Source organism: Streptomyces sp. NPDC059787 (assembly GCF_042732315.1).
GTDB lineage: Bacteria > Actinomycetota > Actinomycetes > Streptomycetales > Streptomycetaceae > Streptomyces > Streptomyces atrovirens.
In genome coordinates this window covers 1-19,769 of record NZ_JBHWHX010000009.1, presented here as the reverse complement: position 1 = coordinate 19,769, position 19,769 = coordinate 1, and the positions used below count along the sequence as shown (strand labels likewise).

Sequence of the window (19,769 nt, the reverse complement as noted above, 5' to 3'; positions counted from 1 at the left end):
CCCGTTGTCATGCCGCCGGCTCAGAAGAGGGCGCCCTCGGCGCCCTCACCGAAATCCGACCCACCTCGCGCAGCCAGCTGTTCCTTGCGCTTCCGAACGGCCTCGGAGGAGGGCGGAGGCAGGTCAGGGTGCTTCTCCCTGGCCTTCTTCTCCGTCACTCCCTTGTGTAGATCGAGGTGAACCTCGTCGGCGTACGCCTGGTGGTTCAACTGACGCAGGCGATCGATAATCTCGGTTCGGGCGAGCAAGCCGATGGTGTATCGGGTGCCCTGATCAGTCTCGTGAAAGTCGTGGTCGAGTGGGAACGTTTCGTGGGCCGGGTCTGCGGGTGAAGTCTTCCCGGATTCGTCCAAGAGGTCGTGCCAGCCGTATGCCTCGACGGTGGCTCTGTCAATCTTTTCGTGAATACGGCGGAGTTCAATAATGTCGGCGTCTTGACAATCGGGGTCGTGGAAGAGGTTGTATGTGTCAGTGAGACCCGCCTGACGAGCAATCATCAAGTCACGCCGGAACGTATCAAGTCGGTGCCCAATGGTACGGAGTTCGTGAGTGTGCGGAGGACGAATGAGCGTCTCGAAGACGTCCGTGGCGGTGTAGCGAATCCGCGTCTCAAGCGTCGAAGCACGATCTAGGGTCCACCAATTGTGCACGGCACTGCTGAGCACAGCCAACATCGCAAGATTATCGGAGGCAAAGACTACGGTGGCTTCACTGAAGACCGAACCAGCAGGCACGAGGGCTGGCAGCAGGGTGTGCGTATGCCGAGTGATCACCATGCACCGCTCCAGAAGAGCAAGCGCTGCTGTCAGGGCGGGCCGCTTCTCCGCATACTGCCAGTAGCGCTCAGGGAGGGGTTTACGTAGAACGTAAGACCCATCAGTCTTACGCCGCTGGCGTTCAGGCTTCACCTCCGTCTCGATCTTGGCGAAGGCCCTGGGGAACTCGCGCGCTCGCTCTTCTGGCCAGTCACGGAAGTTAACTACCCAGCGACTTGCCCTGTGTTCGGGATGGCTGTTCACATCCAACCCATTCACGTATGGGAACAACACCTCCGAGTAGCGATCATCCTCGGCGGTCCATTCCTGGGCCTCTTCCTCGGTAAGAGTGAACCCTAGGCCGAGGACGATCGATCCCTGGAAAGAGATTCCCTTGTTTCGCTCGAGTGGCATCGCCCACGAGGCCTCTCGTGTCGCTGGATTCAACGACGTTGAGATGCCGTTCGGCACGTTCTGCTGCCCCAGGACGTAGGCCGCGCGCTTCTCCGGGGGAACTTTGGTGGTCCAGACCGCACAATATTCCAACGCGGCCGAACTGGAGGGCCATGGCGCGCTCTTAACAGCTCTACGAATGCAGACGCCCGCTGACACCAGTTGATCCAGGCCGACCTCCCGAGAGGACCCTTGCGCCAAGGTATTCGTCGCAATAAGCCCTGTCTGGCCATGACCGTGCAGCAACTGATGCCCTCTGAGCTCGAAATACGCAACGATATCAGCGCTGCCCCGCATCCCCTCTGCCAAGTGGCCTACCAGGTACTCTCGGTACGCCTCACCCATTGCCCCCGTGAGCTTCTGTCCACCGAGGAAGGGCGGGTTGCCTACGATCGCGTCGAACCCGCCCTTCCGTGAAAAAACTTCCGGAAATACCAGCGGCCAGTGCACCGGATGTCTCTCCAGTGCTCCCCCCGGCAGCTCCGCCGCCAGCCACTCCTCCGCCGTCGCCCGCGCGTCGCGCACCACGTCCGAATCGTCCTCGATGCCGTCCGCCATGATCTGCTGGACGATCCACGCAGCCCGCGGGAAGAGGTCCCTGACGCGCTCACCGCCGTCCTCCTCGTACCATGGCACCCGTCCCGAAGCGCAAGTGGCCAGCGCCGCCCCCGCGATTAGGTCGCCTACCAACCGTAGCCGCCGCGAATGCCTGTTGACCTCCTCCAGCCGCTCCCGCTTCTTCTGGAGCGCCGGCAGGTCGACGCCCTTGATGGCTGTGATCGCCAGGCGTTCGCGCGTCAGCTGGTCGACCAGTTCCCGTGCCTGCTCGGCCAGGACATCGGTCTGCCCCTGCGGCTTCATGTGGACGGACTGAAGCTGTTCCATGGTATGCACGCCCAGCAGCGAGTCGCCGCACACCAGCCGGTCGTCCAGGAACGTGAAGGGCCGCTCCGGGTCCATCGACACCAGCCACAGCGACAGCTTGGCCATCTCCACGGCCATCGGGTTGATGTCCACGCCGTACAGGCAGTGCTCGATGATCTGGCGGCGGGCCTCGACCACCACCGGGTCCTGTTCGGCGTCGGCCGCCGTCACGGCGTCCACGGCGCGGCCGGCGCGGTACGCCATCGCGTCCAGGTCGCCCTTGTTCTCCTTGGCCTCGATGAGCCGGTCGGCCAGGTAACGGCACGCCGCCACCAAGAACGCCGCCGAGCCCATCGCGATGTCCGCGACCTTCAGGTCGAGGATCTGCTTAGGGGACTTCAGGCGCCACTCTCTCGTGTCCGCCGTCTGGAGCGGGCCCGGCTCGTACACCAGGGGCTCCAGCGCGTGCAGGACGACTTCCTCGGCAAGGAACCGGGGCGTGTAGTGCGTGCCCGTGTTCTTCCGCAGCGAGGACTCGGTGACGTACAGCGCCCCGTTTGGGATGACCGTCGGCAGGCCGCGCAGGTCGTCGCGGAGGATGCCGACGAACGGGAGCAGCCGCTCCGTCAGCGCCGCGTCCTTCGTCACCGCGTTCAGGCGGCGACGGGCCTCCGCCGACTCCTCCGTGCCCAGCGGGGCGAGCTTCTTCTCCAACTGACCGGCCGTCGCCGGGGGCTTGGGGTCCTTCCACTTCTCATGGACGGACTTCGCCAGCGTCTTCGGCGAGCCGCCCGCCTTCGCCGCCAGGGACTCCAGCTCCCGCAGCGGGACCTCGTGTTCCAGGCCCTCCGGGCCGATCAGGCCCACCATGTGCTCGGTCGCCCGGCGCCCGTCGAAGGACAGCAGGCCCTCGTACACGTAGCCGATCTGCTCGACGTCCAGCGCGCGGAAGCTGAGGGTGCGGACCTCGCGGTCCTTGCCCTTGCCGACGCGGACCTCCTGCACGGCCTGGAGCATGTGCAGGACCGTGCGGTCGTCGATGGGGAGGAGCGGGGTGGTGCGCTCCAGCCACGGGTACTTGTCGGGGTCGAAGATCGAGCCGTCGTACGCGGGCAGGCGGAAGCCGGAGCCCGGGTGGTCCACTCCCCCGTGCACGGCGTGGAAGAGGGCGATCAGGCGGTGCCAGGCCGACGTCGTGTGCTCGAGGGACGTCTCGCCCTCCTCGTCCGCCCGCGCCTTCAGCTCGTCGCGCAGGAAGCGGGCGGAGTACGAGCGCGCGTACACCTCGTTGTCGGCCGGGAGCAGGCCGCGCTCCTCGGCGAAGAGGAGGAAGACGACGCGCATCATCACCGCGACCGCGCCGCGATAGATCTCACCCGCCGGCACTCCCGACGCGTGCAGCCCTGCCGCACCGTTCTCGACGGCACGCACGTCCGCCCGCCCGATCGCATCGACGAGGAGCTCCACCGCCTGCCGGACCTGGACGCCCAGCGCCTCGGTGACGTCCTCGCCCGCCGCCAGGCTGGCCTTGAGCAGCCCGACCAGCGTCTCGGGCTCGTCGTACTCGAAGAAGCGGCGGCGGCTCAGCAGGGACCCGAACGCGCGCACCACGTTGCGCTCCGCCGCCTCGTTCCAGCCGATGGAGTCGAAGACGGCGGTCGTCGTCACTCCGCCCAGCGGGGCCCAGACCAGGCACCACCAGCGGCCGTCGGTGACCAGGCCCAGCGGGACGCCGTGGTGGCGCAGCAGGCGGGCCAGGCGGTCGGCCGGGGCCGCCGCCCAGTCGCCGCCACCGCCCGCCCGCGCGGTGGGCGCGGTACCGGCCGGGACGGTGACGCCCAGCAGCCGTACGCGCTTGGCGGCGGAGTCCACGTCCGGCTCGGCGGCGAGGTCGGCGCCCGGTTCCACCAGCGCGAAGTCCGGGCGGACCTCGGTGTTGTGCTCGGCCACCCGCAGGGTGAGGCGGTCCAGGCCGTGGTGTTCGGACTCGCCCTCGCGGAAGGTCAGGGCGTCGTCCCAGCCCAGCAGGCGGCGCAGGACGTACGCCACCCACGCGTCGCGCCCGGCGACGGTGTCGGTCTGCCAGTCGGCGTGGTGGGCGCGCAGGCGGGCGCGTTCGTCCTTCTCCAGGGCGTCGAGCTGGGGCCAGGCGCGCAGCAGGACGGGCATGGTAAGGAAGGGTCCTGAGACCTCGGTGAGGTCCAGCCACTCCTGGTGCTGCCGACGGCCGTCGGCGGCCTGGGCCTTGGCGGCGGCGACTCCACGGCTCACGGGGCGGCGGGGGCTCATCGGCGGGCTTCCTTTGCGGGGACGACGAAGACGACGGCGGCGGGGAAGAGGTGCGAGCGGGGCTCGCGGTAGCGGGCGGCGATGGCGGCCAGCTCGCGCTCGCGCTCGGCGGGGAGGCCTTCGAGGCGGTACTGCCAGCGCTGGCGGTCCTCCTCGAACTGGCGGCGCTCGTGGCCGGTCAGCTCGTGGGTGGAGAGGAGGGCGAGCTGTTCGCCCTCGCCGTCGCCCTCCTCCTTGAGCTTCGTGCGCAGGGTGTTCTCGAAGCGGTCGAGGGTGGCCGTGATGCGGCGCTCCTCCTCGGTCCGGCGGTCGGCGAGGCGGCTCTCCAGCTGGCGGCCGAGTTCGGCGGCGCGGGCCTCCAGGGAACGGTAGAGCGGGTCGCGGAGCCTCGGCCAGGCCTCCGTGAGTTCCCTGCGCAGGTGCGGGGCGGCCTCCGTGCCCCGGGTGAGGGCCTGGGACAGGACCCGGCCCTGCTCCCCCACCGACTCCCAGCGGCGGAAGCGTCCGGTGTCGCCGAACCATCCGCCCGCGTAGAGGACTTCCTCGTGCAGGCGGGTGCCGTCCGTGCCGACGAGGACGTAGCGCGCGTACGCGGAGACGAGGGTCGTGGTAACGGCGGGGTCGTCGGTGACGACGGCGGTGACGCGGCTCAGGCCGACCGAGTCGGCGTTCCAGACGGCCGCCGTGAGCAGGCGCGTGGAGAGGGCGACGAGCGGGTGCTTGAGGTGGGCGAGGACCACGTCGTCCCTGCCCTGCGCGGCGACCTGCGGGGAGAAGGTGAGCGGGCGCTGCTCGCCCTCGCGGAGCTTGTGCGCGAGACCCCGGGTCGCCCGCTCCCAACTGCCGGACAGTGGCTGCACGTCGAAGAGGTCGCCCGGTTCGAAGTCCTCGGCGCGGACGGTGGACGGCAGGAGCGGCGGCTGGTGGTCGAGGGCCAGGGCGGTGTCGACGACGCGCTTGACGTTGACCGGGGTGAGGCCCAGTGTGCTCACCGTCTCCTCGTACTGGTCGGCGAGCCGCTTCGTCTGGGCCGTGACGTTCTGCTCGGGGGCGACGTCGCCGCCCGTGCGGCGGCCCTTGATGGGCTTGGGCTTGGCGTTCTCGATGTCGACGGGGGCGGTGTCGCCGGTCATGCGGCGCTGTACGGCGTCGGCGAGGACGGCGTTGACGGAGCCGAGGTCGTGCTCCATGCGGGCGACCTTCTTGGCGACGCGGGAGAGGAACTCCAGGTCGGCCTCGTAGGAGCCGGCCTGGGCCTGCTGCCAGCCGGAGCCGATGAAGTGGGAGATCTCCGGGTCCTTCTTCTGGCCCCAGCGGTCGATGCGGCCGATGCGCTGTTCGAGCTTGTTGGGGTTGAAGGGGATGTCGTAGTTGACCAGGCGGTGACAGTGGTTCTGGAGGTCGATGCCCTCGCCGGCGGCGTCGGTGGCGAGGAGGATGCGTACCTTGCCCTCGGGGCGGGACGGCTCGGCCTGGAAGCCCAGGCGGATGCGCTCGCGCTCCTCGGCGGACAGGCCGCCGTGCAGGCGCTCGACCCGGCCGCCGTCGGTGAGCTCCTCCGCCTGGAGGAGGTCGTGCAGCCACTCCTGGGTGTCGCGGTACTCGGTGAAGACCACGATCCGCTCGTTGGTCCACTTCTTGCCGTCCGGGCGGCAGATCGCCTTGATCTCGTCGATCAGCGCCTCCGCCTTGGAGTCGGGCGCGGCCTCGTGGGTCAGCGCCCAGCGCTCCATCTCCTGGAGCAGGTCGAGTTCCTGGCCGTCCTCGGCGGGGGTGAGGGAGGTGGAGCGGGTCAGGGCGTCGTCCTCGGCGTCGACCAGGCCGGTGTCGTCGAGGTCGGCGACCAGGTCGGCGAACTCCTCCAGCCACTCGGGGACTTCGGCGGCGGCCGAACGTCCGCGCGCGGGGCCGCCGGTGTCGTCCAGGTGGGAGAGGTAGACCTGCACGGTGTGCAGGAAGGCGGCCGGGGAGGAGAACAGGCGCTTCTTCAGCAGCAGCGTCACCAGGTCGGCGGCGCGACGCCCGCCCCGCGCCTTCGGCGTCAGCTTCTTGCGGCGCAGTTCCGCGAACGAACCGAGCAGCTCGTGGATCGCGCGCTCCTGCGGCGTGTAGTCGACGGAGAGCTCGCGGGTGACGCGGGTGCGGAAGCGGGGCGTGCCGTCGGCGTTGGTGACCGTCGACTTCAGGCGGCGTACGACGGTGTCCTTCAGCGCCTCCTTGTCGGGGTCGACGCCGCGCGCGAAGCGCTGGTCGTCGATGAGTTCGAGGAGGGCCGTGTACGACTCGGGGTAGCCGTTGTGCGGGGTGGCGGAGAGGAAGAGGCGGTGCTCGAAGTGCGGGACGAGACGCCGGATCAGCTTCGTCTGCTGGGAGTCGACCGCGTACACCTGCTTGGGCGCGGCGGGGGCGACGTGGTGGGCCTCGTCGAGGACGAGGAGGTCGAAGAAGCGCTTGTGCTCGCCGTCGGGGCTCTCCTCGGGGGCGCCGATGACCTCGTCGAGGAGGCGCTGGGCCTTCTGGCCGCGCAGCCAGGGCAGGGAGACGATGGTGAGCGGGTGGACGCGGAACGGGTTGGCCGCCGTGCCGTGGGTGCGGCGCAGGCGGGCGCAGTGCTCGGAGTCGACGATGGTGAACTCCAGGCCGAACTTCTCGGCCATCTCGTCGCGCCACTTCAGGGTGAGGCCGGCCGGGCAGACGACCATGGTGCGGCGGGCCCGGCCGCGCAGCAGCAGCTCCTGGACGACGAGTCCGGCCTCGATGGTCTTGCCGAGGCCGACGTCGTCGGCGAGGAGGAGGTTGACGCGGGGCGCGCCGACGGCGCGGGAGACCGGCTCCAGCTGGTACGGCTCGACGGCGACGCCGGAGCGGAACGGGGCCTGGAGGGTCTTGGCGTCGGCGGAGGCGACGGCGGACCAGCGGACGGCGTCGAGGAACGCGGCGAGGCGGTTCGGGGAGTCGTAGGCGCCGGTGGAGGCGTCGGGGAGGGAGCCGGCGGGCAGGACGCGGCGGCCGGGCTCGACCTCCCAGATGACGGAGAGGGTGTCGCCGAAGCGGCCGTCGGCGACGGACTGGAGGTGGACGAGAGTCGCGGGCCTGCGCTCGACGTCTCCGTCGGGTGCCGGGGACGGCTCGACGCGGGCGACCACCCAGGACTGGCCGCGCACCTCGACGAGGTTGCCCTCCTCGGGGAGCCGCTCGGCCCCCGTCCGCTCGGTCTCGCGCTGAGCTGCTGGCGTCATGGGCGCTGTTCCCCTCGGGTGTCTCCTGCGGCCGTCCGTAGACAGTGTCCCGTCTCCCCTCCGGGCGGCGCGGTCGCAGCGTAACACGCTGTATTGACTGTGAACATAGATTACGAAAATGTGTGTGCGGGGCCGGTCACGCGATGCGGGCGAGCCGGTCCAGCAGGGTGCGGGCGCGTCCGTGCCGGGGGTCGGGGGCGGGGAGGATCCGGTCCTCCTCGTCGGCCAGTCGCCTCAGCAGTTCCCGCGCCGCGTGGCGCTCGCCCGTGCGGGCCAGCAGCACGGCGATCTCGTACCGGGTGTCCAGGACGCCGGGGTCCTCCGGGCCGAGGAGGCTGCGCTGCTCGGCGAGGACCGACCTCAGTTCCTCCAGTGCCTCACGGGTGCGGCCGAGGCTCCCCACGCACAGGGCGTGCCCGGCGCGGGCGGCGAGGACGTCGGCCCGGCCGAGGCCGGGGGCGGCCAGGAGGTCGTCGTACTCCTCCAGGGCGCGGGCGGGCCGGCCCGACCGGCGGACGCGGTCGATCTCGGCCAGCCGGGGGTGCGGGACCATCGGCTTCGCGGGACTCGCCGGGGCGGGCGACCAGGCGGCCGCCCGTGCGGCCACCTCGGTCGCGGAGGCGGGCCGGTCCTCGGGCCTCTTCTCCAGCAGTGCCTCCACCAGTTCCCGCAGTCCGGCCGGGACGCCGGGGCGGCGCTCGTCGAGCGGCGGCACGGGGTCGTGCGCGTGCCGGTGGTAGAGGAGGAACTGGCTGCCGCCGGCGAAGGGCGGGACTCCGGTGAGCAGTTCGTAGAGGACACAGCCCAGCGAGTACAGGTCGCTGGCGGGCACCGTCTCCCCCACGGCCTGCTCGGGAGCCATGTACATCACCGTGCCGGGCGTGCCGTTCGCCGCGGTGAAGCGGGTCTCGCCGGGCTGCGGGTCGAGGGCGGCGGCGACGCCGAAGTCGAGGACCTTGAGCTCGCCGTCGGGGGTGAGCATCAGGTTCGACGGCTTGAGGTCGCGGTGCACGACGCCCTCGGCGTGGGCGTGGGCGAGCACCTCGGCCGTGCGCCGGGTGAGGTCCGCGGCACGCTCGACGGGCAGCGGGCCCTCGCTCTCCAGGACGGCGTCGAGGGCCCGGCCGGGGACGAGGTCCATGACGAGGTAGAGCTGGCCCTCGTGGCTGCCGTGGTCGTGGACGGCGGGGATGCCGGGGTGACGCAGCCGGCCGGTGAGGCGCGCCTCGCGGAGGAAGCGGCGCTCCAGGGAGGTGAAGTCGACGGCTCCCCCGCGTGGTGCGAGGAGCTTCACGGCGACCTCGCCGCCGCGGACCGGGTCGTGCGCCGCCCACACGACTCCCATCCCGCCCCGGCCCAGCTCACGGGTGAGCTCGTACCGTCCCAGGCTTCGCCGCATCGCGCTCGTCCCCAGTCCCAGTCCCGGCGCCCGCGGCGCCCTTCACTCCCCTGTGCCCGGGGGCGGGCTCGCGCACCCGGTCGGCGGGGTCATTTTCGCACCCTTCACACAGGGCTCGGCCCCTGCGGGACCAGGAAGGGGCGGCGGGGGTCCTCCGGCACGGCGGGCCGGACGGCCAGCCCGGGGCTGGGGGCCGGCAGGTAGGGGGCGAGGGCCGCGTACACCTCGGTCGCGGAGGACGGGCGGTCGTCCGGTCGCTTGGCGAGCAGGGCGGTGACCAGTTCCCGCAGGCCGCGCGGGACGTCGACGCCCGCGTCCTCGATCCCGGGTGGCGGTGAGGTCAGGTGGTGGGTCGCCAGCAGGGCCGGCTGGTCCGTGGCGAAGAGGGTCTCGCCGGTGAGCATGTGGTGCAGCAGGCAGCCCACGGCGTAGAGGTCGCTGCGTCCGTCGAGCCGGTCCTGCCCGGTGAGCAGTTCGGGCGAGGCGCACGCGATGTTGCCGATGCTCTCGCCGGTCATGGTCAGGCGCGGGTCGGTGTCACTGAGGACCTTCACCAGCCCGAAGTCCAGGATCTTCACCACGCCGTCCCCGCGGACCATGACGTTCTGGGTCTTGAGGTCGCGGTGGACGAGGCCGGCCGCGTGGGCGGCCGACAGGCCGGCGCACAGCTGGGCCGCGACGGCGGCGGCCGTGGGCACGTCGAACCGGCCCTCGTCCTGCTGGTCGAAGAGGAATTCGAGGGTGGTGCCCTCGATCAGTTCCATGACCAGGCAGCAGGTGCCGTCCGTGACCGACGCGTCGAAGACGGTGGTCGTGTTGGGATGGTGGAGGCGTGCCGCGGCCTTCGCCTCGCGCTGGAAGCGCCGCAACGCCTCTTCCCGGCTCCGGGGGACGGCGAGCAGGTCCGCCGCGACCGTCTTGACGGCCACGGGCCGCTCCAGGCGCAGGTCACGCCCCTGCCAGACATGGCCCATCGCACCGCGGCCGAGGACCGATGTGAGCTGGTAACGGTCCAGGAGCACCGTTCCCGGCGTGAATTCCTGCATTTCTCCCGTCCTCCACACTTCCCGCACAGCGACCCGGACATTCACACTGTGAACAAAGTCAATGAGCGTAGTAGCCTCTCATATATATCCATCCAGAGACCCGTCCACCGCCGGCCCGCACACCAGCGCCCCAGCACCTCGGAGACTGTCGATGAGTACAACCGACTCCGTACCCGTCAGCCTCGCCGAGATCGCCCGGATCGCCGGTGTGGGGCGTGCCGCGGTGAGCAACTGGCGGCGGCGCCACGACTCCTTCCCCACCCGCATCGGCGGCACGGACGTCAGCCCCCAGTTCTCCCTGGCCGAGGTCGAGCAGTGGCTGAGGGACAACGGCAAACTCGACTCCATCGGGGGGCGCGAGCTTCTGTGGCCCCGGTTCGAGGCGCTGGGCAGCAGGGACGAGTCGGGCCTGGCCATCGCCGAGGCGGCCCGCCGCATGCACTCCCCCCGGACGCGCGGATCGCACCCGGAACTCACCGCGGAGGCCGAGGAGTTGGCGGCCGAGGCGGCGAAGCTGGGGCGGAGCGAGGGGGCGCGCGAGACGTTCGAGTTCCTGCTGCAGCGGTGGCTCGAGACGCATGTACGTCAGCTGAGTACGACACCTCCGCCGCTCGCCGCGCTGATGGCACGGATCGCGCTCGACGTCCGCGTCGGCGGGAGCGGCGAAGAGGCCGGCGAGAAGCTCACCGTTCTCGATCCGGCGTGCGGAACGGGGCACTTGGCGGCCGCGGCCGTGCAGGAGGGCGCGGGCTCGGGTCTGTCGGTGCTGGCGTGCGAGCGGGATCCCGCCCTCGCCGCGCTGGCGTCCGCACGGCTGGCGTTCCTCACGGCCGATCACGACGTCCGTACGGAGATCGTCACGGCGGACGCCCTGCGCGAGGACCCGTTCGCCGGAGCGCGGGTGGACATCGCACTCTGCAACCCTCCGTTCAACGAACGTGACTGGGGCTACGCGGAACTCGCCACCGACCAACGCTGGACACACGGTCTCCCGCCGCGGACCGAGCCTGAACTGGCTTGGGTGCAGCACCTGTTCGCCCACCTCAAGCCGGGCGGGGCGGCCGTCGTCGTCCTGCCTCCGGCGGTCGCCTCGCGCAAGGCGGGCCGACGCATCCGGGGCTCCCTGCTGCGGACCGGCGCGCTCCGTGCCGTGGTGGCCCTGCCACCGGGCAGTGCCCAGCCGCACAGCGTCTCGCTCCAGCTGTGGATCCTCAGAGCGGCACCGGACGGCACGGCCGCGGTGCCGCCCGGGCAGGACGTGCTCCTGGTCGACGCGACACGCTTCGCCAGGACCGGCACGCGTGAATCCGGCCCCCACTGGGAGTCGCTGCGGGCCTTTTCCCTCTCCGCGCTGGAGGCCTTCGACCGCCCGGACGCCGATCTGCCGGACGGAGCCGTCCGCGTTCCCCTCATCGAACTCCTGGACGACGAGGTGGACGTCACCCCCGGGCGCTACGCGTCGGTGACCGCCGAACCGTCCGGCCTCGAACTCGCGGCGGCCTGGCGGGAAGCGGGAACGGCGCTCACCGACCTGGCCCGTCGAGCCGAACGGCTGTCGGAACTGAGGTTCTCGGCCGACCTGCCGCAGACCACGACCAGCGTGGGCGACCTCGTCAAAGCCGGTGCGCTGTCGCTGCGTTCCGGACAGCAGACGCCGGACGGCACGACGGCACCCGGCAGGGACTCCGTGCCCCTCCTCACCGTCGCCGACCTGCTGACGGACGGCACTCCCAGCGGGCTCGTCGCCGCCGGATCGGCGCCCGTGATCGTCGAGGAGGGCGACGTCGTGGTCGCCGGTGTCGTACGCGCGTACCGGGCATGGGTGCACGAGGGGCCCCCGACGGCCCTGGGACCGCAGCTGTACGCCCTGCGGGTGGACTCGGCCAAACTGAACGCGCATTTCCTCGCCGGCTGTCTGCGCGCGCCCTCCAACGGGCGGCAGGCGGGCACCCACGCCTCCAGCTCGTCACGGGTCGACATCCGGCGCCTGCAGGTGCTCCACCTCCCGCTGCGGGAGCAGGAGGCGTACGCCGAGGTCTTCCGGGGCCTCCGGGACTTCGAGGCACGACTCGGTACCGCCGAGGGCCTGGGCAGGAGACTGGTGAGCGACGTGTCCGACCTGCTCGCGGCGGGCGGGCTCGGCGTCTGACCTCACCCGAGGGAATCAGGGGTTGCCCAGGTACGTGGTCGCCTCGACTCGACCAGGTGGCGCAGGACCCGGTGCTTCATCCGGAAGAAGTCCCGGGAGCCGTGGGTGGCCTCGCCCAGGCCCACCACCCCGGCGTCCCCCACCATGCGGCCCAGCACGTCCAAGTCCCGCAGGCTGCCTTAGGGGCCGGTGCTCATCAGTGTGTGGGCGCTGCGCTCGATCGCGTCCACCACGCTCGTCACGGACAGGACGGAGGAGCGCTTCGGCGTGTCGACGGTGGCCGGGGTGGCAACCCCTGCGGCACCCAGGGAGAGGAGGAGCGCCGAGGAGAGTACTGCTGCCTTGCGTGGTGTCATGCCAGTAGGTTTCCGTGCGCGCGAAGGCGTGCGCCAACCCGTGGGCTGCCCGCTTTCGGGTACCGCAGGCACTACGTGGCGGGGGCCGCCCCCCCTGGAGGGAGGGGGCAGCCGGACAGCGAAGGAGACGGGGAACGTCAGCCGCGCCAGGTGTCGTTCAGGGTGATCTTCGTGGAGGTGACCGTCGCGGTGCGGTTGGCGCCGCTCTCCCAGGTCACGTTCCCCGACGCGTCCTTGCGGAGGTACTTGTACTCGAAGGACGTGCCTTCGGGGAGTTCCACGTCCAGCTTCCACACCGGGTAGGCGGCCGGGTCGAGCTTGAGGGCGCTTCCGGGGTTCCAGTTGCCGAGTTCCGGCCGGTTGCCGGTCACGTAGATGTTCTGGCCCCAGCTGGTGGTGGCGTCGACGGCGAAGGACACGCCGGAGGTCACCGGGTCGGGGTCGGTGCCCCCGTCGCAGTTCCGGGCGCCCACGTGCAGGGCCAGGGCCGTGCCGGCGCCGAGGGTGGCGGTGAACCGGCCGGATCCGTCGACGGTGACGCCCTTGCCGGACTGGACGTCGCAGTAGTCGCCGGCGGGCAGCGAGGTCTGGAAGGTGCGCGTCAGCGAGGAACCCTCGTGGTTGATGGCGACGTACGCCTTGGAGCCGCGTCCGAAGGCGATCCGGTCACCGCCGTTGTCCCACCAGTCGGTCACGGCCTGGCCGCGGGCGGTGTTGCGGAAGCCGACCATGGAGGAGATCTCGCGCCAGTCGTGCTGGCACTTCCAGCCGTCGCTGTAACAGGCGTTCACCTGGCCGCCGTTCGGCGGGCCGGCGTCGCGGTCGGTGAACTCGTAGCCGGAGTGGACGTCGGGGCTGCCGTAGGGCCAGGCCAGCATGAAGACGTGGGCCAGGGTATAGCTCGCGCCGTCCTTGTAGCTGAGGGTGTCTCCGCCGCGCTCGGTGTCGTGGTTGGCGACGAAGACGTCGGACTCGTCCGAGGGCATGTAGCCCCAGCTCTCGCCGAAGTTCTTCAGGTACGCGAGGTTCTCGCCGGTGAAGATCCGCTTGAGGTCGCGTGCGTAGCGGAACTCCTGGACGTCACCGCTGCCGAGGTACTCGGACGGGGAAACGGCCTCGCCGGCGCCGTGGATGGCCTCGTGCTTCCAGTACACGTTCGGATTGCCGAGCCGGGACTTGATGGCGGCCAGGTCACCGGCGGCCATGTGCTTGGCCGCGTCGATCCGGAAGCCGTCGACGCCCAGGGACAGCAGGTCGTCGAGGTAACCGGCGATCTTCCCCCGTACGTGGTCCTCGCCGGTGTCCAGGTCCGCGAGGCCGACCAGCTCGCACTCCTGGACGTTGAAGCGGTCGCCGTAGTTGTTGATCTGCGCGGTGCAGTTGTCGAAGTCCGGCGCCGAGTAGACGCCCGGGTAGTCGTACTTGGTGTACGACGAGCCGCCGGTCCCGGCGCCGTTGCCGGCCGACATGTGGTTGACGACCGAGTCGGCGATGACCTTCACGCCCGCCGCGTGACACGTGTCGACCATGCTCTTGAACTGTGCGCGGTCACCGAGGCGGCCCGCGATCTCGTAGCTCACCGGCTGGTAGGAGGTCCACCACTGCCCGCCCTGGATGTGCTCCTGCGGCGGGGAGACCTGGACGAAGCCGTAGCCGGCCGGGCCGAGGGTGTCGGTGCACGCCTCGGCCACCGAGTCGAACTTCCACTCGAACATCACCGCGGTGACGTCCTTGTCGCCGGGCGGTGCCGCCTGCGCCGGTGCCGCGGCGGTGAGGAGGCTGCCGGCCACGCCGGCGGTGAGGGCGAGCGCCGCGGCCGTGGTTCTGCGTGCTCTGCTGGTACTCCGGTGCATGGAGTCTCCCGTGTGAGGATGCGGGTGTCCCGGGTGCCGGCCGACGGGTGACTGGGGAGTCGGCCCACCCTTGCAATACCTTGCAGAAAGATGACTGCAAGATGTTGCGGTCGCGACCGTAAGGGCAACGTTCAACTACGGTCAACCCCTTCGACGTCCCACCCGTCCGTGGTTCATGACGAGCCGTCAGTCGGTCCGCGGGACGAGGTCGTTCAGGGGCGGCGCGGCAGAAAGTTGAAGCGAGACCCCTTTACGGCGCTGTTCCGCGCCGGTAACTTGCCGCTGCCGTAAGAGCTTTCTGCAATTTTCCGTTCGGACTTTCACCGTCCGGGCGCCCGGACCGCCCGTACCCCCCTCGCCTCCCCTCCCCACGCCTCCTCCGGAGACACACATGAGACGCATCCGCACGCGGCTGCCCGGACGACCACTGGCGACAGCCGTGGCCGTCGGCGCCGTCCTGGGGCTGGTTTCCGTCCCCACGGCCACCCCCTCCCCCGCCACCGCCCCCGCCGCCACGGCCGACAACACGGCGACCGTCTTCTACTACACGAAGACGAAGAACTGGGACCGGTACAACCTGCACTACGCGCCCGACGGCGGTTCCTGGACCGCGGTCCCCGGCGTGGCGATGGAGACCGCCTGCACCGACTGGGTGAAGAAGACGGTCACCCTGGGCAGCGCGGAAGGCCTGCAGGCCACCTTCAACAACGGCTCGGGCACCTGGGACAACAACTCCGGCAGGAACTACGCCCTCGGCACGGGGAACATCACGGTCAAGGACGGCGTGATCGCCCACTCCGACCCCTGCGCCGACGGCGAGGACCCGGACCCGACGCCGGGGGACGGCAACCGGGCCACCGTCTACTACTCCACCCGGACCCTCGGCTGGACCACCGCCAACCTCCACTACCAGCCGGCGGGCGGTTCGTGGACCACCGTGCCCGGGGCCGGCATGCAGGCCGCGTGCGCGGGCTGGTGGAAGAAGGACGTCGACCTCGGCACGGCCACCTCGATGAAGGCCGCGTTCAACAACGGCAACGGCGTGTGGGACAACAACAAGGGCGCCGACTACACCCTGCCCACCGGTGTCACCACCGTCTCCGACAACACGGTCACCGAGGACGCCGACGACCCGTGCGCCGACGAGGTGCCCGACACGCAGGCGCCGACCGTCCCGGCCGGGGTCACGGCCCGGGCGGACGGTGTGTCCGTCGTGCTGACCTGGGAGCCGTCCACCGACGACACGGGCGTCACCGCGTACCAGATCACCCGCACCGGCGGGACCAGGGGCGATGTCGTGACCGACGTCGGCTCGACCGTCCTCTCCGACACGGACCTGGAGGAGAGGACCGCCTACACCTACACCGTCCGGGCCGTGGACGCCGCCGGCAACGTCTCCGCGGCCTCGGCCGCCGCGACGGCGACCACCGGCACCAAGCCATCGACACCCGCCGCGGGCAAGCCACTTGGCACCGACCCGCGCAAGGACCCGATCTACTTCGTCCTCACCGCCCGCTTCAACGACGGCGACACCTCCAACAACCGCGGCGGCAGCCAGCACGAGAAGTCCGGCAACGCGGCGAACAACGACCCCATGTTCCGGGGCGACTTCAAGGGCCTGGTGAACAAGCTCGACTACATCAAGGGCCTCGGCTTCTCCGCCGTGTGGATCACCCCGGTGGTCCTCAACCGCTCGGACTACGACTACCACGGTTACCACGGCTACGACTTCTACAAGGTCGACCCGCGTCTGGAGTCCGCCGGCGCCTCCTACCAGGATCTCATCGACGCGGCCCACGCCAAGGGCATGAAGATCTACCAGGACGTCGTCTACAACCACTCCTCCCGCTGGGGCGCCAAGGGCCTGTTCACCCCGACCGTCCACGGTGTGCGCGACTCCCAGTGGAGCTGGTACTACGACGAGAAGCAGCCCGGTTTCGAGTACGACGGCCTGACCGTCGACCCCAAGAGCGGCAAGTCCTACTACAACGGCGACCTATGGTCCACCGCCGAGCCGTCCGGCAACACCTGCGTCAACTGGGGCACGCCCACCGGCGCCAAGAGCCCCGAGGGCTACACCATCTACAACTGCCAGTGGCCCAGCCCGACGTCCGGCATGTTCCCCAAGGCGCTCTACCACAACTGCTGGATCGGCAACTGGGAGGGCGAGGACTCCCGTTCCTGCTGGCTGCACGAGGACCTCGCCGACTTCAACACCGAGAACGCGCAGGTGCAGAACTATCTGATCGGCGCCTACGACAAGTACATCGACATGGGCGTCGACGGCTTCCGCGTCGACACGGCCGTGCACATCCCGCGCACCACCTGGAACCGCCGCTTCCTGCCCGCGATCCAGGAGCGCGTCACCCAGCGGCACGGCGCCGAGGCGGCGAAGAACTTCTTCGTCTTCGGCGAGGTCGCCGCCTTCGTCAACGACAAGTGGAACCGGGGCTCGGTCAACCACTCCGCGCAGTTCTACACCTGGAAGGAGCGCAAGGAGTACAGCGCCGACGACGCGAAGGCGGCCCTGGAGATGTACGACTACGAGCAGCAGCAGGGGACGGGGAACCAGCCCACGTCCACCAACGCCTTCCTCGACGGCAACACCTACCACGCCCCGGACCACAGCCGCTTCTCCGGCATGAACGTCATCGACATGCGCATGCACATGAACTTCGGCGACGCGAGCAACGCCTTCCACAACGGCAAGGACTCCGACGACAGTTACAACGACGCCACGTACAACGTCGTCTACGTCGACAGCCACGACTACGGGCCCAACAAGAGCAGCGAACGCTACACGGGCGGCACCGACGCCTGGGCCGAGAACATGTCGCTGATGTGGACGTTCCGCGGCATCCCCACCCTTTACTACGGCTCGGAGATCGAGTTCCAGAAGGGCAGGAAGATCGACTGCGGCCCGAGTTGCCCGCTGGCCACGACCGGCCGGGCGTACTACGGCGACCACCTCGCCGGCGACGTGAAGGCCTCCGGCTTCTCCGAGGTCGACTCGGCCACCGGCGCCGTCGCCACGACGCTGGAACAGCCGCTCGTCAAACACGTACAGCGGCTGAACCAGATCCGCCGGGCCGTCCCCGCACTGCAGACGGGCCAGTACTCCACGGACGGCATCAGCGGTGACATGGCCTTCAAGCGGCGCTACACCGCGGGCGGCACGGACAGCTTCGCCCTCGTCACCGTCTCGGGCGGGGCGACCTACACCGGCATTCCCGACGGCACCTACCGGGACGCGGTCACCGGCGACACCCGGACCGTCACCAACGGCAGCCTCACGGTGGCCGCGCCCGGGAAGGGGAACCTGCGGGTGTACGTACTGAACGGCAGCGGGAAGATCGGGACTGACGGCCCCTACCTGAAGTAGGCGGGCGGACCTCTTCGGCCGTGGGGCCGGCGGCATTCGCCGCCGGCCCCACGTTCCTTGCGCGCCTCCGGCCCCGATGAGCCCGGACAGATTTCGATCATGCAACAGTCATGGTCATGACACCAACCCTGATGTGAAGATCATTATCGCACGAACGATCTACCGATGGAGATGTGATGAGGAGTATCCGCATCAAGAAGAAGGCGACCGCCTTCGCCACGTCCTTCGCGGCCGTGGCGGCCGTGATGGCGACCTCCGGTCCGGCGCACGCGGCGGAGTACACCGTCATGGACAACTGCGACGTTCCGTGGATCACCTGCTCGTACGGTGATCTGTGGCTGTTCTACAACTCGAAGGACATCGCCGTCCAGGACGGCTACATCAAGTCGGCGTTCACGACGTTCTACAACAACGTGTCCGACCACTGGGGTACGAGCCAGTACCAGGGATCGTCGCTGACGACCTACCGGTACGTCTTCGGCAACGGCGGCAACGGCAACGGCCAGTACATGAAGAACAACGCGGCGTCCGTGCAGAACTGCGCCCGGGACGACAACTACCGCGTGTACTACAACTCCGGCTACGGCGGCACCTCCCAGTACTTCGCGAAGAACGGCCCCTACGGAGACTGCAACCTCACCAACCTGATCTCCGCGCTGAAGAACAACAACGCGTCCTCCCACTTCGCCTGAGAAGGAACCCCCGTGAAGCACATCAAGCGGACCGCCACCGCCGTAGCCCTGACCGCTTCGGCTCTCCTGGTCAGCGCCTGCTCCGCCGGCACGACTCCGGAGACCGCGCAGAGCGTGGCCGACGACAGGCCGATCGTGAACAAGGAGAACTGGCCCAAGAAGGTTCCCACCCGTGGTCTGGCCAAGGACCTGACCCTTCCGCTGGAGGCGTACATGGCCTCCTACGAGGACCAGGTCACCGTCGAGCAGGCCGCCAACGACCTCCAGCAGTCCTGTATGAAGGACTACGGCATCGACCTGACGCTGCCGCGGGCGGGCGCCAACCCGCCTCCCAGTGACAACGACGCCAACATCGAACGCCGTTACGGCCTCACCGACCGGGCCGAGGCCGAGAAGTACGGCTACGAGCTCCCCCCGGCGCTGCAGGAGCACACCCGGCAGCCCATGCGCGAGCTGTCCGGTGTCGAGGTCGAGGTCCTGACCGGTCACACCAAGCCCGAGCCGGTCGAGGCCCCCGAGGGAGCCAGAGCGGTGGGGCCGGTCGCCGCCCCCGGCCAGGGCATCAAGCCCGCTCGGGCCGAGCACAACGGGAAGAAGCTGAAGACGGGCGGCTGCGTCGGCTGGTCCAAGGACCGGCTCGGCGTGCAGGAGGCCGACCCGGTCATGGTGGCGGAGCTCGCCGGGGACAGCCTGATGGAGTCGATGAAGGACGACAAGGTCGTCAAGGCCATCGCCGCGTGGTCGTCGTGCATGGACGGCAAGGGACACCCGGGTCTCGCCGATCCGTACAAGGCGATGGACCAGGGTGTCACGATCGACGGCAAGCCGACGCAGGAGTCCATCGCCCTGGCGGTCGACGACATCGACTGCAAGGAGCGGACGGACCTGGTGAAGGTCTGGTTCGGTGTGGAGACCGCGATCCAGAACAAGCAGATCACCGACAACAAGAGCCGGCTGACCGGCATCAAGGAGCAGCACGGCAAGGAAGTCTCCGCCGCCCGCAAGCAGGTGGCGGCTTCCGCCCGGTGAGGGCTGATGCCGTAGTGCCCGGACCGCGCGTGGTCCGGGCGCTGTGCCCGATGACTGCGTGCGTACCGGCCGCCGGGGGTACGGACGGTGCCGCCGGCCGGGCCCCGCGGCGCAGCGGCCGGTGACTTCGGGCGCGGGGCGGAGCAGTCCGCGAGCGCGTCCCTCCGGGCGGGACCGGGCGGGCCGTTCCCTCCAGGGAAGAGACAGCCGGTCAGCCCTTGTCCGGAACCCGGCCGGGGCCGGCCCCCGGGGGGGGGCGGGGC

11 protein-coding genes are annotated in these 19,769 nt (G+C 69.9%); 4 read left to right on the top strand and 7 right to left on the bottom strand.

The window, feature by feature from the left end; all coding sequences use genetic code 11:
* Positions 1–20 precede the first annotated feature (20 nt).
* From ACFV5H_RS10675 to ACFV5H_RS10660, 4 genes are all read right to left on the bottom strand, one after another.
* The gene (locus ACFV5H_RS10675) at positions 21–4,361 is read right to left on the bottom strand and encodes an Eco57I restriction-modification methylase domain-containing protein (RefSeq protein ID WP_385194048.1); all 4,341 of its coding nucleotides are present in this window, start codon (positions 4,359–4,361) and stop codon (positions 21–23) included.
* On the bottom strand, positions 4,358–7,600 hold the full coding sequence (gene drmD, locus ACFV5H_RS10670) for a DISARM system SNF2-like helicase DrmD (protein ID WP_385194046.1): 3,243 nt from the start codon (positions 7,598–7,600) through the stop codon (positions 4,358–4,360). Before drmD ends, ACFV5H_RS10675 begins: the two co-directional genes overlap by 4 nt.
* 136 nt (positions 7,601–7,736) lie before the next feature.
* Positions 7,737–8,999, bottom strand: a complete 1,263-nt coding sequence (locus tag ACFV5H_RS10665; RefSeq protein WP_385194044.1) for a protein kinase — start codon at positions 8,997–8,999, stop codon at positions 7,737–7,739.
* 104 nt (positions 9,000–9,103) lie between these two features.
* On the bottom strand, positions 9,104–10,045 hold the full coding sequence (locus tag ACFV5H_RS10660; RefSeq protein WP_385056488.1) for a serine/threonine-protein kinase: 942 nt from the start codon (positions 10,043–10,045) through the stop codon (positions 9,104–9,106).
* A gap of 151 nt (positions 10,046–10,196) precedes the next feature.
* Between ACFV5H_RS10660 and ACFV5H_RS10655 the strand changes: the two genes are divergently transcribed.
* Positions 10,197–12,194 (top strand): N-6 DNA methylase, encoded by a 1,998-nt coding sequence (locus ACFV5H_RS10655; protein WP_385194042.1) that lies wholly within the window; start codon positions 10,197–10,199, stop codon positions 12,192–12,194.
* Positions 12,195–12,196: 2 nt separating this feature from the next.
* On the opposite strand, the gene ACFV5H_RS10650 is transcribed toward ACFV5H_RS10655, so the two are convergent.
* The 3 genes from ACFV5H_RS10650 to ACFV5H_RS10640 all read right to left on the bottom strand — a co-directional run bounded on the left by ACFV5H_RS10650 (position 12,197) and on the right by ACFV5H_RS10640 (position 14,403).
* The gene (locus ACFV5H_RS10650) at positions 12,197–12,358 is read right to left on the bottom strand and encodes a hypothetical protein (RefSeq protein ID WP_385056493.1); all 162 of its coding nucleotides are present in this window, start codon (positions 12,356–12,358) and stop codon (positions 12,197–12,199) included.
* 15 nt (positions 12,359–12,373) lie between these two features.
* The gene (locus tag ACFV5H_RS10645; RefSeq protein ID WP_385194039.1) at positions 12,374–12,550 is read right to left on the bottom strand and encodes a hypothetical protein; all 177 of its coding nucleotides are present in this window, start codon (positions 12,548–12,550) and stop codon (positions 12,374–12,376) included.
* A gap of 137 nt (positions 12,551–12,687) precedes the next feature.
* Positions 12,688–14,403 (bottom strand): carbohydrate-binding module family 20 domain-containing protein, encoded by a 1,716-nt coding sequence (locus ACFV5H_RS10640; RefSeq protein WP_385194036.1) that lies wholly within the window; start codon positions 14,401–14,403, stop codon positions 12,688–12,690.
* Positions 14,404–14,794: 391 nt separating this feature from the next.
* Here ACFV5H_RS10640 and ACFV5H_RS10635 point away from each other — a divergent pair, with 391 nt between their 5' ends.
* The 3 genes from ACFV5H_RS10635 to ACFV5H_RS10625 all read left to right on the top strand — a co-directional run bounded on the left by ACFV5H_RS10635 (position 14,795) and on the right by ACFV5H_RS10625 (position 19,506).
* Positions 14,795–17,785 carry a carbohydrate binding domain-containing protein gene (locus ACFV5H_RS10635; RefSeq protein WP_385194033.1) on the top strand — a complete coding sequence of 997 codons (2,991 nt, stop codon included), beginning with the start codon at positions 14,795–14,797 and terminating at the stop codon, positions 17,783–17,785.
* Positions 17,786–17,961: 176 nt separating this feature from the next.
* Positions 17,962–18,477 carry a hypothetical protein gene (locus ACFV5H_RS10630; RefSeq protein WP_385194030.1) on the top strand — a complete coding sequence of 172 codons (516 nt, stop codon included), beginning with the start codon at positions 17,962–17,964 and terminating at the stop codon, positions 18,475–18,477.
* Between the two features lie 12 nt (positions 18,478–18,489).
* Positions 18,490–19,506, top strand: coding sequence for a hypothetical protein (locus ACFV5H_RS10625; protein ID WP_385056506.1), 1,017 nt, complete (start codon positions 18,490–18,492; stop codon positions 19,504–19,506).
* Positions 19,507–19,769 lie beyond the last annotated feature (263 nt).